8 protein-coding genes and 1 pseudogene are annotated in these 15,328 nt (G+C 66.9%); 1 reads left to right on the top strand and 8 read right to left on the bottom strand.

Annotated features, from left to right (window positions below; genetic code table 11):
- Positions 1 to 50: 50 nt before the first annotated feature.
- From OG874_RS13705 to OG874_RS13695, 3 genes and pseudogenes are all read right to left on the bottom strand, one after another.
- The gene (locus OG874_RS13705) at positions 51 to 392 is read right to left on the bottom strand and encodes an aromatic-ring hydroxylase C-terminal domain-containing protein (RefSeq protein WP_330255511.1); all 342 of its coding nucleotides are present in this window, start codon (positions 390 to 392) and stop codon (positions 51 to 53) included.
- A gap of 130 nt (positions 393 to 522) precedes the next feature.
- Positions 523 to 1,665: pseudogene (locus OG874_RS13700) on the bottom strand (FAD-dependent monooxygenase); the annotation flags it as partial.
- Between the two features lie 10 nt (positions 1,666 to 1,675).
- Complete coding sequence (locus OG874_RS13695) at positions 1,676 to 2,638, bottom strand: MBL fold metallo-hydrolase (RefSeq protein ID WP_330255510.1); 963 nt, start codon at positions 2,636 to 2,638, stop codon at positions 1,676 to 1,678.
- A gap of 120 nt (positions 2,639 to 2,758) precedes the next feature.
- Between OG874_RS13695 and OG874_RS13690 the strand changes: the two genes are divergently transcribed.
- Positions 2,759 to 3,298, top strand: coding sequence for a MarR family winged helix-turn-helix transcriptional regulator (locus tag OG874_RS13690; protein WP_330255509.1), 540 nt, complete (start codon positions 2,759 to 2,761; stop codon positions 3,296 to 3,298).
- A 114-nt stretch (positions 3,299 to 3,412) separates the two neighbouring features.
- On the opposite strand, the gene OG874_RS13685 is transcribed toward OG874_RS13690, so the two are convergent.
- The 5 genes from OG874_RS13685 to OG874_RS13665 all read right to left on the bottom strand — a co-directional run bounded on the left by OG874_RS13685 (position 3,413) and on the right by OG874_RS13665 (position 15,322).
- The gene (locus tag OG874_RS13685) at positions 3,413 to 3,619 is read right to left on the bottom strand and encodes a hypothetical protein (protein WP_330255508.1); all 207 of its coding nucleotides are present in this window, start codon (positions 3,617 to 3,619) and stop codon (positions 3,413 to 3,415) included.
- Positions 3,620 to 3,702: 83 nt separating this feature from the next.
- Complete coding sequence (locus OG874_RS13680; protein ID WP_330257282.1) at positions 3,703 to 4,851, bottom strand: lipase family protein; 1,149 nt, start codon at positions 4,849 to 4,851, stop codon at positions 3,703 to 3,705.
- Positions 4,852 to 5,366: 515 nt separating this feature from the next.
- Positions 5,367 to 5,738, bottom strand: a complete 372-nt coding sequence (locus tag OG874_RS13675; protein ID WP_330255507.1) for a nuclear transport factor 2 family protein — start codon at positions 5,736 to 5,738, stop codon at positions 5,367 to 5,369.
- A gap of 52 nt (positions 5,739 to 5,790) precedes the next feature.
- Positions 5,791 to 6,621 (bottom strand): oxidoreductase, encoded by an 831-nt coding sequence (locus tag OG874_RS13670; protein ID WP_330255506.1) that lies wholly within the window; start codon positions 6,619 to 6,621, stop codon positions 5,791 to 5,793.
- Positions 6,622 to 6,793: 172 nt separating this feature from the next.
- Positions 6,794 to 15,322: an amino acid adenylation domain-containing protein gene (locus tag OG874_RS13665; protein WP_330255505.1), complete on the bottom strand. Its 8,529-nt coding sequence runs from the start codon at positions 15,320 to 15,322 to the stop codon at positions 6,794 to 6,796.
- Positions 15,323 to 15,328: the final 6 nt, after the last annotated feature.

The following is a 15,328-nucleotide window of genomic DNA, read 5'->3' as shown; positions in this document are numbered from 1 at the left end:
CGATCGGCCACCCGCGAGAAACGACGACCGTCGATGGAGGCAACGCCCTTTCAGGCTGCCACGGTGACCTCTGCCGTCGCACCGACGGCACGCCGGATCGCGGTGGCCAGCTCGTCGGCACTCGGTTCGACCAATGCCGCCGCGATGTAGGCGTCGGGCCGCACCAGCCAGACTTCACCGGGCTCGGACTTCAGTGCGGCGGCGAGTGCTCCGTCGGAGTCGACGGCCATGATCTCCAGCCCGCGGATCGGTGCGGGTGTGGCGGCGGCCGCGCACCGGGCCAGGCTCTGCACGTCCGCGCCCGGCGCGGCCAGGAGCAGGAATCCGTCGCGGGCGAGTTCTCGCAGTCGTCCACGCCCGCCGTCCGGCAGCGAGACGGGCGCATCGGGCACGATGACGCCGGGTGCGGGCAGCGGCACGGTGCCGCGTGGTGGCCGGCCATGGAAGGGCCGACCGACATCCGGCGTCGTCAACGGGCGAGCTGACGTACCAGAAGGGCTCGGACAGCCGTCCGGAATCGACCGCCGCGCTGGCGGCCGGATCCGCGGCAGCGCGCTCCAAGGTGTCGCGCCGGATCCGGCGCTGCTCCTCGTTGCGTGGCACCAGGAAGTTCATCGTGTCGGTGGTGACCTCGATATTCTCCAGTGCGGCAGTGTGCCTTTCGTCGTGATAGCTCTCCAGCAACTGCTTCGGTGCCCAGCCGTTGAGCACGAACGCCAGCTTCCAGGCCGCATTCTCGGCGTCGGCGACGCCGGAGTTCAATCCGCGCGCACCGAACGGCGACACCAGATGCGCGCAGTCGCCGGCCAGCAGTACCCGACCCACTCGCATGCGGTCGACGACGCGGGAGTGGAAGCGGTACACCGAGTTCCACACGATCTCGTACGGGGCGTCGCCGATGATGCGGCGGATCCGGCCGTCCAGCGCTCCGCTGGCCTGCTCCGCCTCGAGGTCGTAATCGCCGGGCACCTGCCAGTCGATGCGGAACGTCGAGTCAGGGCAGGGGTGGATGAGCACCTGCCGCCCAGGATTCCATTCCGGATCGAAGTAGAAGCGGCGTTCCCGTGCCCAGCCGGGCCGATCTACCTTGATATCGCAGATCAAGAACCGGTCCTCGAACGATTCGCCGCCGAAGCCGACGCCGAGCTCGGCCCGTACGCTGTCGCCGCGTGCACCGGCGCAGGTCACGGCGTACGCCGCCGCCACGGTGATCTCCCCGTCCGGCGTGGCGCAGCGCAGGCGGACGCCGGCGTCGTCCTGCTCGATGCCGGTGACGGTGTGCCCCCAACGGGTGTCGACCAATTCGGACGCGGCGATGCGTTCGTCGAGGATCTGCTCGGTTCGGGTCTGCGAGATATTGACGAAGGCCGGCAATGCCGAGCGGCCCGAATCCGGCACGTCATACGAGAACAGTTCGCGATCGCGGTAAAAGGTGCGCGCCGTGGTCCAGGTGACGCCCTCCTCGGCGATCTGCCTTCCGGCTCCGACGGTTTCCCATACGTCGAGCACATCGCGCTGCTGGCAAATCGCCTTGGAGCCGATCATGTCGCGTTGCGGCCGGGTGTCGAGGACGATCACCCGGATGCCCCGGCGAGCCAGCAGCAGGGCGGTCGTCTGGCCCACCGGACCGTTGCCGATGACGGCCACCGTCTTGTCGGTTGTCATGTCGAATTCCTCAGTCCTGCAGCTGGTTCCAGACGTGACGGTCACGCTTGGCGGTCCAGATGACCGGCCGCTCGATGCCGGACAGCTCGTCCCACACACGCGAGACGTCGAACGGCAGGCAGTGCTCGAAGATCGGCCAGTGGCCGTAACGCTCGGACAGCGCCGCGTGCGTGGCCTCGAACGCCTCCTTCAGAGTTCCCCCACGCTGGTGGACCGCGCCGACCTCACCCAGCATGACCTGCAGGAAGTGACGAGTCTGCTCGATCGCCGCCTCGCAGGCTTCGCGCCCTGTCGCGGTCGCGCCGCGACCGCCGATGAGCTGCTCGGCGCCGAGCGCCTTGACGGCGTCGAGAGTCCCGGTCGCCCACTCCCGGTGGAACGCGTCCCCGGTGTACAGCGCGGCCTCGGCCTCTACCAGGTCACCGGCGAACAGGATCTTGTGCTGAGGCAGCCAGGCGACGACGTCGCCTTCGGTGTGTCCGCGCCCGAGGAACTTCAACTGCAGCTCGCCGCGGTCGCCGCCCAGTTGGATGGTCACCGAGTCGGAGAACGTCTGGGTCGGCCAGGCCAGTCCGGGGATGGTCTCGGGTTCTTTGAAAAGCCGTGGCATACGCCCGTATTCGGACTCCCAGTCCTGTTGTCCGCGTTCGGCGATCAGCTTGCGGGTGTTGTCATGCGCGATGACAACTTCCGCGTCGTAGGCGCTGGCGCCGAGGGTCCGCACCGCGTGGTAGTGCGACAGGATCAGGTATTTGACCGGCTTGTCGGTGTGCTCACGCAGTTTCGCCAGCCACTGCCGCGCCGCTACCGGTGTCGCGAGTGCTTCGAAGCAGACGACGAAATCCTCGCCCTCTATCGCGCCGATATTGGGATCGCCCTCCGCCGTCAGCGCGTAAACGCCGTCGGCCAGCACCTCGAGGGTCTGCACCTTCTCGCCGAGATCCGCCGACGAGGCGAATGCCTTCGTGCTCACGAGCACCTCCATTTAGTAAAAGCCTTGATCAATTTCGAACGAGTGTAGCCCGCGCCACACAGCAACGGAAGATCCCCGCCGGTGCGCGCACGACGGGCCGGGTGTCACTACCCTGTGCACATGACCACGACGCCGCAGTCCGAGGGCATCCTCGACTATCTGAGCTTTGTCGACTACGCCGTGGACAAGGCGAATCGTGAACTCCCCCAGGTGGATTCGACGGCCATGCGGCTGGTCCTGACCCTGCACCGGGTGACCAGCGCCCTGGTCTACGACCTGGAATCCTCGGTGCACCGGCCCCGGGGCTGGAGCTGGCCCGGCTTCCGGATCCTGTTCGTCCTGTGGCTGGCCGGCCCTTTGGAAGGCAAGCGAATCGCCGAGCTCTCCGGCAACAGCCGCGCGGCAGTGTCAGCGCTCGTCAACACCCTGGAACGCGACGGCCTGGTCACTCGCGAGAAGGCCGAGCACGACCGCCGCGCAGTTCAAATCACCCTGACCGATGGCGGCCGCAACGCCATTACCGATGCATTCCGTGAGCACAACCAACGCGAACGCGCCTGGGCCAACGCCCTGAGCAAACCAGAGCAGACAATCTTCATCGGCCTGCTGGAAAAACTGATGCACGGCATGACCGAAGTGGCCGAGAAACGCCGCAGCTGAGTTGAGCTCCCGTCGCCCACTCCGCCCACGCCCGCTGCGGATTCCGCTGCGCGAGAATCCAACAACCGAAAACCTCGCTTGAAATCCACGCTACGAGAGATTTGACTACGCGGTTCAATCTTCCTCGACCAGATGGCGCAGCGCACCGCGTACGAAACCTATGCCCAGCGCGAATTCTCCCATGTCGGCCAGTTCTACCTCGGGCCGCACCGCCCCGGCGGCTTTGGACCGCTGTAGCAGCACCTCCACGGCCAGCAGGAGCTTTGCCCGATGTTCTTCGAAGGGCGCAACCACCGCGTTCTGCGTGGCTATCGAAGCCATCCGGCTGCGCTGGCCGACTGCCGACCACGCCACCAACGCCGCGCTCGCACCAAGCCGATACCAGTGACAATCCCCGTCAGATATCAGCAGGTGATGGGCGCAGGCTCTCCGCGAACCCGGCCGTCGAGCCACCACAGTACCGCGGGGGCACCCTCTGCCGCCGCGGACAAATGCTCGGGCGCGGACACCTGCATCGTCTGCAATTGCACCCCGGCCTCGCACCAGCGGCGGTCGGTGTTGTTGATGGCGTCGACCGGAATCAGCGGGTCGCTCGGCGAATGCCATTCGAACATCGGTATATCCGGCACCCCGGCGTAGAGTTCCAGACTGTTCTCCTCCACCACCGACCGGGCCGCGGGACTGTCGAAAATCGAGGTGCTGGTGAGGTAGTCACGAGCGCTGCTGTTGGCGCCTATGGCGAGGATACCGTTGGTGCAGCTGTTAGCGATGGCGTCACGGACCGCGAAGCCACGCAGGTTGAGGTACGAGCTGATCGGCACCCGGTCCGGGTACTCTCGCTCCAGGCCCATTGCCGTTGCCATGGCCAGCCCGAAGGCCGGGTGCGGGTCGAGGCCCAGCGCCAGCGCCATTGCCACCAGGTTCGCCGGGATGCCGCCGATGGCCGCGCCCGCGAGCTGCAGCTCAGGTGCGTACGACGGCTGCAGAGTTGCCGCCCACGCGGTGGCCAGGCCGCCACCGGAGTAGCCGGCCATCACCGCTGGGCTGTGCTGCACGGCGAGCTCGGGCAGCCGCTTCACCGCCCGGATGCCGTCCAATACGATGTGGCCACCCAAACGCGCGGCGCCGAGGGCCATCTGCGGTCCGAGATGATCCGGCAGCGCGACACTCCAACCCTGCGCCAGCACCGCGTTCAAAAGCGGCGCCGTCGCCGTCAGATTCAGATCGCTGTTGTACAGCGTGTGCGATACCGCGCAGCCGGTGCCGAGCGCATTGATGAAATGCTGATATGACAGTAACGGCCCGTCGGGCTGATGGCCGGCGGGGGTAAGGATCGTGGTGGTCGCCGCGATCGGCGCACCGTGCGAGTCGGTGGACCGGAATTTGACCAGTGTGACGGCGGCGCCGGGGAAGAGCGGCAGCGGCGGCATTCCCCGCACGTCGAGCACGTCACCGGATCGGTGCGCTCCCAGATCCGCCGGGGCGGCGTAGAACGGGTCCGGATCGGGTTGCGGATACAGCGGTTGCGCGGTTGCCGTCGTCGCCAGCAGCAGCGCGAGTGCCGCACCGCCGAATGCGCCGAGGACGGGGGCCCAACCGCTGCGCCTGCTGCCGAGGAAAGGAAGAAACGGACGAGTCACGACTTTGACCTCCACGGGTTGTTCGCGGCATTCGTCGACCAGCCAGGCTGAATCCAAGCGCCATCTATGGCAAACCTCCAGCGACACGCCGAAGAGAGAGCCGAGCATGTCGAAAAAAGACACTGCGCATCCGAGGTGGCCCCAAGCCGGTGGCACTATTGTCGAGCTTTTCAGGGCAACACGGCAGATACGCCGTGCCGAGACGACTCAGAACTCGACAGCCTGATACATCGGCTACCCCATCGAGACTGCATACCGACTGTTGGGAGTGTTGTCGCTGGGGGGCGTCCTTGACCGCGCACAGATACAGCTCGCCCTCGTCGGCTCGGATTCCAATGGTCGTCGCAACACCGGTGAATGGGGTGAGCGATGGTTGCGAGGAAGTGCGCGCAGAAGCAGAAACAGTGATGTGCTCGTCGTCGCAAACTTCAGGTGCCGGATCGGGGTTCGTGAACGACGATCTCCAGACGCGAGATCCGTTGCGCGCCATCGAGATCGAAGTGGTAGTCGAGGTCGACGAGGCCGCCAGGAAATGTTCCTTCCAGTCGGCAGGTCACAACGGTGTGGTCGGTTGTGGCGTCCGTTCGTGCGGCCAAGGGTGTGGTCGTGTATGTGTAGTTGCCCGATGCTTTGTCGAGCCATGTCCTGATTGCAGATGCGCCGTGGTATTCGCGCCCGTCGTCGGTAACGTGCGCGGTATCGGCAAACCCGACGATCGCGGCGGTGCGATCGCCATCGGTGGTGAGGTTCATGTAGGCGCGCACAGCGTCCGGGGAATCGGCCAGCATGCGATTCGTCATCACGAATGTCCTTCCGAGAATCGGCAAGGGATCAGCTCGCCGGATGAGGTGGTCAAATGGTGGGAATGGTGCCGCCGTCGACGAGATAGTCGGCTCCAGCAACGCTGGCGGCAGCGTCGGAGACAAGAAAACCGACCACTTCGGCGACTTCGTGCGGTTCAGCGAACCGGCCGAGAGGGACTCCGCCGAGCGCGTCCATGAGCGACTGACGTGCCGCCTGACGGTCACCGTCGAACTGAGCCGCAAGCCGTTCGATGAGATCGTCGGCACCGGCCGTGCGGATGCCACCGGGTGACACGGTGTTGACACGGATGCCGTGCGGCGCCAGCTGATTGGCAAGACCGGCGCTGTAGGTGCGCAGGGCGGCCTTCGCGGCGGCGTAGGCGAGGGTGCCATTCCACAGCGGCATACGTGCCTGAATGGAGGCGACATGCACGATCGCTCCACGGCCGGCGGCGAGCATCGACGGCACGATCATCCGGTCGAGGCGTACAGCGGCGAGCAGATTGAGGTCGAGCTCGGTGCGCCAGATGGCGTCGTCCAATGCCGCAAAACCGCAGCGGCGGGAGCGAGCGACGCTGCGGCGCAACTGTTCTCGCTGCTCGCGAGTCACCACGAGCCTTCCAGGCTCGGAAACTGATGTGCGAGCGACCATGTCGTCGTCGATGACGCACTCCTCGTCCTCACCCGCGGCACCGAACACCAGCCACGGCCGATCCCGGACGGTCAGTTTGCGTACCACCGCGACATCGAGGGAGGCGCGCAGCGCAGCCGCGACCTGGTAGGCGACCGGAACACCGCCACGCGGTAGGCCGAGGACCACCACATCGGATCCAGACAGCGCCTGCAGGCGTTCGGCGAGTCGACGTCTCGCGTCAAACAATCGAGCGCGGAATACAGAGGCTCACTGGGTCGGCTCCTCCCACAGCAGCTAACGCGCGTGTGCGAGGAGCGCGACGTCCTGCTCGAACTCCCGGATCCACCGCTTCACCTCCTCCGCTACGGCAGCCGCGGATCGCACTGCCGCGATGGACGGGAAAGATGGTTTTCGGAACTCATCCTCGACCATCCAAATGTTCGTCGAGTACGCGCGCGATGATCGGCAGCACACGTGGTGCGGTCAGTTCGTCATGGGTGACTTCAACGTCGTGGTTGATGATGTCGCCGGTTACATAGGGCTGCCAGCCGACCGGACCGAAGATATCGGAAGTGTCGACGGTCGCGCTGAAATACACCATGTCGCCGTCGAATACGGGACGCTGGTATCCCGTTCTGGACTGCGTCCCTGCGTTGTACGACCGGGCCATCCGCTCGATGGTGCCTGCGTCGATCAGCGAAACACCGCCCAGCCGTGCACGGATCAGATCGGCGGTCTCCTGTGCGGACGCCATGGCAGGCACATCGTTGATACCGAAGATCGGGCCAAAGGTATTGACGAAAGCGCCAGCGGTGAGCTGCTCGATGCTGTCACCGCCGGTGTCTGTGGTATCGGTGTCGAGCAGTGCGAGGACGCCTACGGTTTCGCCCGCGTCTTTCAGCTTCGCCGCGATCGCGTGCGCGATGAGTCCGCCGAACGACCACCCGAGCAGGTGGTATGGCCCGGTGGGCTGCACGGCGCAAATCTCGCGTATGTACCGATCGGCGAACTCCTCGATCGAGCGTGCCGGTGCTTCGGGGCCGGTGAGGTCCGGCGCTTGCAGGCCGTAGATCGGGCGGCCGGGCGCCAGCGCGTCGGCGAATCCCAGGTATGTCCACGACACTCCGGACGACGGGTGGATGCAGAACAGCGCAGGTTCGGTGCCGCCGAGCCGGATCGGCAACACCACGTCGAGCCCGAGTCCGCGGGGTACGGCGTCGACAGCCGACGGCTCGTCGAGCACCACCACCATCGCGCGCGCGGTGTCGGCGGCCGCGGCCAGTGCGGCCACGGTGCGGTGCTCGAACACCTGCAGCAGGGTGCAGTTGAGGCCCTGCTGCTTTGCCCTGGACACGAGTTGGATGGCGATGATGCTGTCGCCGCCGAGGTTGAAGAAGGAATCGTCGGCACCGACCTTGTCGAGACCGAGCAGCTCCGCGTAGATGGCGGCGAGGGTTTCCTCGGTCGGTGTCGAGGGTGCTCGGTGCTCGGTCTGCTCGGCCGCGAATTCCGGTGTCGGCAACGCTGCCCGGTCGAGCTTGCCGACCGCGTTGAGCGGGATCGCGTCCAGCACGACGAAGGCGGATGGGACCATATACGCAGGCAGGGTGTCGGCCGCGACGGCGCGCAAGTGTGCGACGTCGAACTCGACGTTCTCGGTGGGCAGCACGTACGACACCAGCGCGGTCTCCCCCGCCGGTCCGGTGCGGCCGACCGTAACCGCATAGTCGACCTGTTCGTCGCGCGACAGCAGTGCATCTATCTCGCCGAGTTCGATCCGCAGGCCGCGGATCTTGACCTGGAAGTCGCTGCGGCCCAGATACTCCAGCTCGTATGCGCCCTCGTGCCCGCTGACCCAGCGCACCATGTCGCCGGTGCGGTACATCCGCTCGCCCGGCTCGCCGTAAGGGTCGGCGACGAATCGTCCCGCGGTCAACTCGAATTGGTTGAAGTAGCCGCATGCGAGTGCGGGACCGGCCAGGTACAGCTCACCGGCGACGCCGACCGGCACCGGGCGCAGCCAGGTGTCGAGCACCATACTCGCGGCACCGCGGATCGGCCCACCGATGGTGATCGGCTCGCCCGCGACGAGTTCGCCGAGAACGGTCGCCCAAGTGCTGAACTCCGTCGGACCGTACAGGTTCACCATTCGCCGCCCAGTCGACCACTGCTCGATCAGTTCCGGTCTCGCGGCCTCGCCCCCGACGGCGAGCACCCGCAGGTGGTCGAGGCCGGTGGGCTCCATCGTGGCCAGCGCCGACGGCGTGACCGCCGCGTGGGTGACCCTTTCGGTGCGCAGCAGCCGATCCAGGTCGCCGCCGCCGTAGACATCCGGCGGCGACACCACCAGTCTGCCGCCCGCGCCGTGCGCGGTCAGCAGCTCGAACACCGACGCGTCGAAGCTCGGTGAGGCCACATGCAACACGCTGGCCGTCGGATCCAGCTCTAGTGACTCCTTCTGGGCCGCCACCAGATTCGCCACGCCGCGATGGCTGAGCAGTACAGCCTTCGGCTTGCCGGTGGAGCCCGAGGTGTAGATCAGGTAGGCCATCTGGTCGATATGGATGGGGCCGCCGCGCTCCCCGTCGGTGATCGGCGCATCGGACACCGTCATGACCTGACGGGTCGTATCGAAGTCATCGAGCAGCAGCCAGTCGAGGGTGTCCGGCAGCATCTCGCGGGTCGCGGTGACCGTCACGCCGATCGGAGCCTTGGAGTCGCTGAGCATGTGCTCGATGCGCTCCGCCGGGTAGTTCGGGTCCAGCGGGGCGAACGCCGCCCCGGCCTTGGCCACCGCCCACACCGCGACCACCGATTCCAGTGAGCGGTTGAGTGCCAGCACGACGACCACCTCGCGCCCGACGCCCCGGCGCAGCAGCATCCGGGCGAGGCGGTTGGACCAGGCGTCGAGTTCGCCGTAGGACATCATCCGTTCGCCCGCGCTCACCGCGATCGCGTCGGGGTCGATTCGCGCTCCGGCACACAGGATTTCGGGCAGAGTTTGCGGCGGCGCGGACTTCGGTCCGCGAACCGGCAGCAGGGCCGCGTGTTCCGCGTCGCCGCAGTACTGTAGCTGGGACACCAGGGCGTGTGGGTTGTCGGCGAGCTGCGTCAGCAGCCGGACGAAGCGATCCAGCAGCGGGCGCGCCGACTCCGGCGCGAGCTGGTCGGTCAGGAACTTCAGGGTGATCCGCAGCATGTGGTGCCCATCGCTGCCGCGGAGTGGAATAACCATGAGGTTCAACGGGTACGGCGTCGCGTCGGTACCGGCGATGTCGAGCACCCGCATACCCGCGATGTCCAGCGCCTGCGACAAAGCTTCCCGGTCGATCGGGTACGACTCGAAGACGGTGAGAGTGTCGAACAATTCGGCGAGACCCACGGCCTTGTGGATGGCGGCGAGCCCGACATACTGGTGATCCATCAGCCGCGCCTGCTCGCTCTGCAGGCGGGCCAGCATGTCGACCACCTTCTCCGTGGGATCCAAGCGCACGCGCACCGGCACCGTATTGATGAACAGCCCGACCATTTCTTCGACGCCGGCCAGTTCCGGGGGCCTGCCGGACACGGTTGCGCCGAACACCACATCGGTTCGGCCGGTGAGCATGGCCAGCAGCATCGCCCAGCCCGCCTGCACCATCGTGTTGGCCGTGATGCCCGTATCGCGCGCGACCGTTTCCAACCGGTTGGCCGTGTCCCAGGTCAGGTCGGCGGACACCATCCCGGTCTCGACCGATCCGATCCCGGCCAATGTCGGGATCGCCCGCGTTGGGGTGTCGATGCCGGCCAGGGATCGTGCCCATGCGGCGGTCGACGCCGCATGGTCCTGCTCGCGCAGCCAGGAAAGAAACTCGCGGTAGGAGTGCGCGGGCGGGAGGGCGGAGGCGTCGCCAGAGGTGACATACAGGGTCAGCAATTCGCGCACCAGCAGGGGGGTCGACCAGCCGTCGAGCACGAGGTGATGGTTGGTCAGCACGAACCGGTACCGGTCGGGGGCGGTACGCACGAGCGTGAAGCGCATCAGCGGCGGACGGGCCGGCTCGAATCGGGTACTCGCGTCCAGGGCGATCACCTGGTCGAGTTGCCGCTGCCGTTCCTCGGCATCGGCGATTCCGGTGAGGTCGACCTCCTGCCAGGGGATGTCGGTATCGGTCAGGACGAGTTGGCGGGGCCCGTCGTCGGTTTCCACGAAGGCGACCCGCAGGTTGTCGTGCCGCGCCACCACTGCCTCCGCGGCGGTGCGTAGCCGCGCGGCGTCGACGGTGCCCGCAAGGGTGAGCAAAGACTGCACCGTGTATCCGTCGGCGGTGTCGGGGTCGTACATCGCGTGGAAGAACAGGCCGCACTGCAATGGTGAGAGCGGCCATATGTCAGCGAGATTCGGATAAGTGCGCTCCCACGTATCGATCTGCCGCTGGGTCACCGGGACGAGGTCGAAGTCGCACGGCGTGTGTCCGCCCGCGCCCGCGGTCCCGGCGTGGTCGGCCAGAGCCCGCAGCGCGTCCGCCCAGAGATCGGCGAGTTCTGCGACGTCGGCCGCATCGAGCAGCCGAGTAGCGTAGGCCCAGGTCACTTCCAAACCGGTATCGGTCAGCATGGCGTTGATGTCGAGGACCGCGGCCAACGGTGCTCGGTCGTCCTGCGTTGCCGCGAAGCGTCGCGGCAGCCAGGCACCGGTTTCGCCGCCGGTCGGCGCCCGGCCCAGATAGTTGAAGCTGAGCTGCGGTGCCGGCGCGCCGGCGAGCGCCGCCGCGGTGCCGGCGTTCAGGTAGCGCAGCATGCCGAACCCGATGCCCTTGTCCGGCACCACCCGCAGCTGTTCCTTTGTGGTCTTGATCGCGGCGCCCGCCGCTGGGCCCCCTGCAAATGCGTCGCCGAGGTCGATGCCCGTCAGATCGACGGCCACCGGACACACACTGGTGAACCAGCCCACCGTCCGGGCGAGATCGGCGCCGGGCAAGACGGCCTCCGCACGCCCGTGGCCCTCCAGCGTGAACAGCGATGTATTTCGGTCGCGCCAGCGGCTCACCGCCATCGCGAGCCCTGTCACCAGCACATCGTCGGCGCTGCAATGGAATCGGTCCGGCACCATGGTGAGTACCGTGGCTGCGACGTCCGACGCGATGGTGGTCTGCCGGGTCGCCACGGTGGCGGCGACGTCGACGGCCGGATCCAGGGTGCCCGTGCCGATCGGCGGATCGGGCGTGGCCAGGATGTGTTGCCAGACCGGCAGTTCAGTATCGCGTCCGGCCGCGTGCTCGAGTTGTCCGTGCGCCCAACGCCGGAACGAGGTGCCGACGGGAGCGAGGGTGCCGCCCATTGCCGCGGTCGCCAGATCCAGCAGCAGGTTGCGCCACGAGACGGTGTCGGTCACGAGGTGGTGCAGCACGAGCCAGCACAGCGGAGCGGCGTCCGCTCGTTCGATCAGCACGAAGCGCGCGACGATTCCTGCCTCGGGGTCGAGCAGGTCTGCGGCACGCTCCAATTCGTGTTCGTAGGTCTGGTCCACGTCACGACAGGTTGTCACGACGTCCACCAGGGTGTCTGCCTCGACCGAACCAGGTTGGGCGACAGTCCATTCCCAGCCGTGGTCGGGGTTACGCAACGAGCAGCGCAGCAGGTCGTGGTGGTCGAGGAGTGCTTGCACGGCCGCGACCAGCCGGGCGCGGTCGACGTCGGCCGGAAGACCGATCAAGACGGCCTGGCCGAACCGGCGCCAGGTGTCTCCCTGGTCCAGCATCGCGTACACGATCGGCGTGAGCTCGACGGTACCGATGCCCCCGCCGGGCAGTTCGTGTACCACCTGGGCACGCACCTCGGTTGCCACTGCCGCCAGCGCGGCAACCGTCTTGCGCTCGAACACATCCCGTGCGCTGAAGCCGATCCCAGCGGTCTTCGCCCTGGAGACCAGTTGGATGGACAAGATGCTGTCGCCACCGAGTGCGAAGAAGCTCTCGTCGACGCCCACCGAGTCCAGCCCGAGAACCTCGGTGAACAACGCGGCCAGCGCCTCCTCGCGCGGAGTCGAGGGCGGTCGGCTCATGAGCACGTGGGTACCGAAATCGGGTTCGGGCAGCGCCTTTCGATCCACCTTGCCCAGCGGTGTCAGCGGGATGCTGTCCAGCACCACGATCGCGGCGGGCACCATGTATGCCGGAAGCGATTCACCGGCAGCCGCTTTCAGTGCTTCGGGATGCACCTCCGCAGCCGGCTTGGGCACCACGTAGGACGCCAGTGCGGTGGTGCCGGAACCTGTCTCGGTGCCGAGGGTGATCGCGAAGTCGATGTCCGGGTGCCGTTGCAGGGCGGCGTCGATCTCGCCGAGCTCGATGCGAAAGCCGCGCACCTTCACCTGGAAGTCGCTGCGGCCGTGGTAGTCCAGCTCCAACGTGCCGGAGCTCTCGGTCCAGCATGCCAGGTCCCCGGTGCGGTACATCCGCTCGCCGTACGCGTACGGGTTCGCGACGAATCGGCCTGCGGTGAAGCCGTTGCGCTGATGGTAGCCGCGCGCCAGGCCGGCACCGGCGAGGTAGAGCTCACCGATAGTGCCCGGAGCCACGGGGCGCAACCATGTATCGAGCACAACCGCGGACACACCGCGAACCAGGCCACCGATCGTGACCGGCGCACCTGGTGTCAACGCGTCGCTCAACGTCGCCGTGACAGTGGTTTCGGTGGGCCCGTATCCGTTGAGAAGAACACGGCCGGACCACTTGGCCACCAGCTCGGCTGGGCATGCGTCGCCACCGACAATGATGGTGCGCAGGTCGGGCAGCATCGCCGGGTCGAGAGATCCCACTACTGCCGGCGTGGCATCCAGATGGGAGACGTGTTGCGCGCGTAGGACTTCCGCCATTTCCTCGCCCGCGTACGCACACGGCGGGATAACCGCAAGCGTCGCACCGGCGGCGAGGGTGACCAGGATCTCCTCGACCGAGATGTCGAAACTCGGCGAAACGGCGTGTGCCATTACGGAATCGGCATCGATACCGAAGCCGCGGCCGGAACTCGCGACCAGATTTGCCAAACCCCGATGCGTGACCAGCACGCCTTTGGGCAATCCGGTCGACCCGGAGGTGTAGATGATGTACGCGACCTGATCCAGGTGCACCGCGCAAGGCCGCGCAGTGTCGTCGACCTGTGCCGCTTTCTGCTCGGCGACGCTCCGCCCGGTCACCTCCTCGTCGAGGACCAGCCAGTTCACCCGGTCCGGCAACAGCTTTCGCGTGGCGGCCACGGTCAGGCCGACGACGACCCCGCTGTCGTCGACCATGTGCTCGATCCGGTCGGCGGGATAGGTCGGGTCGATCGGCACGAAGGCGGCGCCCGTCTTCGCTACCGCGACCATCGCGAGCACGGAATCGATCGAGCGCGCAATCGTTATCGCCACACTGCGTTCCGGCCCGGCACCGGAGGCGATCAGAACGCGCGCGAGCCGATTGGTGTATTCGTCGGCCCGGCGGTAGGTCAGACAGGTCGCCCCGTTGCGAACAGCGATCGCATCAGGATCGAGTTCCGCACCGGCGGTGAGGATTTCGGGCAGGGTACGCGGCGGGACGCTCGCCGGTCCCCGTGCCGGCGCCAGCTCGGCCAGCTCGGCGTCGGATACGACAGGCACTGTGGACAGCGCCGCGTCCGGTCCGGCAGCGAGGAACCGGTGCAGGAACCGCAGGAACCTGCTGTGGTGCGCGACCAATTCGGTGTCGCTGTACAGGTTTGCGTTGCCCTGGAAATCGATGTGGGTGCTCTGATTGCCCACACCGGGATACAGATTGACGAACAGGTCCTCGATCAGCCCAGAGGTCAGCACATGCGCTCGTCCCGTGACAGCGCCGAGTTCGACCCTGGTGTCCATCATCATCAGGTTCACCGACGGACCGAACGTCGCGACCTCGTCCATCGGCCAGCCGAGGTCGCGGAAGATGTCCTCCTGACGGTAGCGCTGCCGCCGCAGCGCACCGGTGAGCTCGCCCTGTGCGGCCCTGATCAACTCGCCGACTGTCGTGGTCGGATCCAGGGTAAGGCGCAGCGGGACGACGTTGGCGACCATGCCACCGGAGCGCCGCATGGTCGCCGTCGTCCGCGCAGAAACCGGCAGGCTCAATACCACCTCTGGTGCACCGGTCGTCGTGGCGAGGTAGGCGCTGAACGCGGCGACCACCGTGGGCGCCACACCGGACGAGGCCGCCTTCGCGACTGTCTCCAGCAACTCCGCCGCGTCCTGCGCCAGCGCACCCTCGACGCGGCTCGGGTGCGCGTCGACGTCGGCGGTGCGGCCGGCGAGGCTCACCGGGTCGGGCATCCCGTCGAGGTGTCGGAGCCAGTACTCCCGGTCGGCCGCGAAGCGGTCGGAACTACGGTATGCCAGGTCGACGTCAACGATCTTCCTGAGATCCTCGGCTTGCGCGGCGGGAGGCGGCCTCCCCTCGATCGCCGCGCTGTAGAGATCGCCGGTGCGTCGCGCCATGGCCGACACGCCCATGCCGTCCAGCGCGATGTGATGAATCCGCCAATAAAGGAACCAGCGGTCGTCGGCGATCCGCAGCATGACGACACAGGCGAGCCGATCGCTCATCAGATCAAGGGGTGCCGAGTATTCCTCGCGCATCCAGGCGTGCGCGGCGCCTACCGGTTCGCGCTCACGCCGGAAGTCGACGATGCGTGCACTGTCGTCCAGAGTGGTGTCGACACACTGGAATGGATAGCCGTCGATTTCCATCAGGCGCAGGTAGCCGGTACCGAACTCGCGCCCGGCCTGGCGCGCTGCCGGTGCCAACTGGTCGAGGTCGATCGGTCCGGCCAGGTCGACGTACTGGGCGATGGAGATCGGGATGTCGCCTGCGATGTGCTGGGCAAACCAGATTCCGCGCTGCGCTGCCGACAGGGGGAACGCCCCCTCGAGCAGGCCGATACCGGTATCGGTTGGTGAAGCCGAAGACTGGTGCATAACGAG

The sequence above is a fragment of the Nocardia sp. NBC_00565 genome (genome assembly GCF_036345915.1).
Classification (GTDB): Bacteria; Actinomycetota; Actinomycetes; order Mycobacteriales; family Mycobacteriaceae; genus Nocardia.
This window is presented reverse-complemented; position numbering and strand designations above follow the sequence as displayed.

Bases quoted from the DNA above. Each gene is read 5' to 3' on its own strand.
- OG874_RS13690 (WP_330255509.1), top strand. From the start codon at position 2,759: ATGACCACGACGCCGCAGTCCGAGGGCATCCTCGACTATCTGAGCTTT.
- OG874_RS13685 (WP_330255508.1), bottom strand. From the start codon at position 3,619: ATGGCTTCGATAGCCACGCAGAACGCGGTGGTTGCGCCCTTCGAAGAA.
- OG874_RS13675 (WP_330255507.1), bottom strand. From the start codon at position 5,738: ATGACGAATCGCATGCTGGCCGATTCCCCGGACGCTGTGCGCGCCTAC.
- OG874_RS13665 (WP_330255505.1), bottom strand. From the start codon at position 15,322: ATGCACCAGTCTTCGGCTTCACCAACCGATACCGGTATCGGCCTGCTC.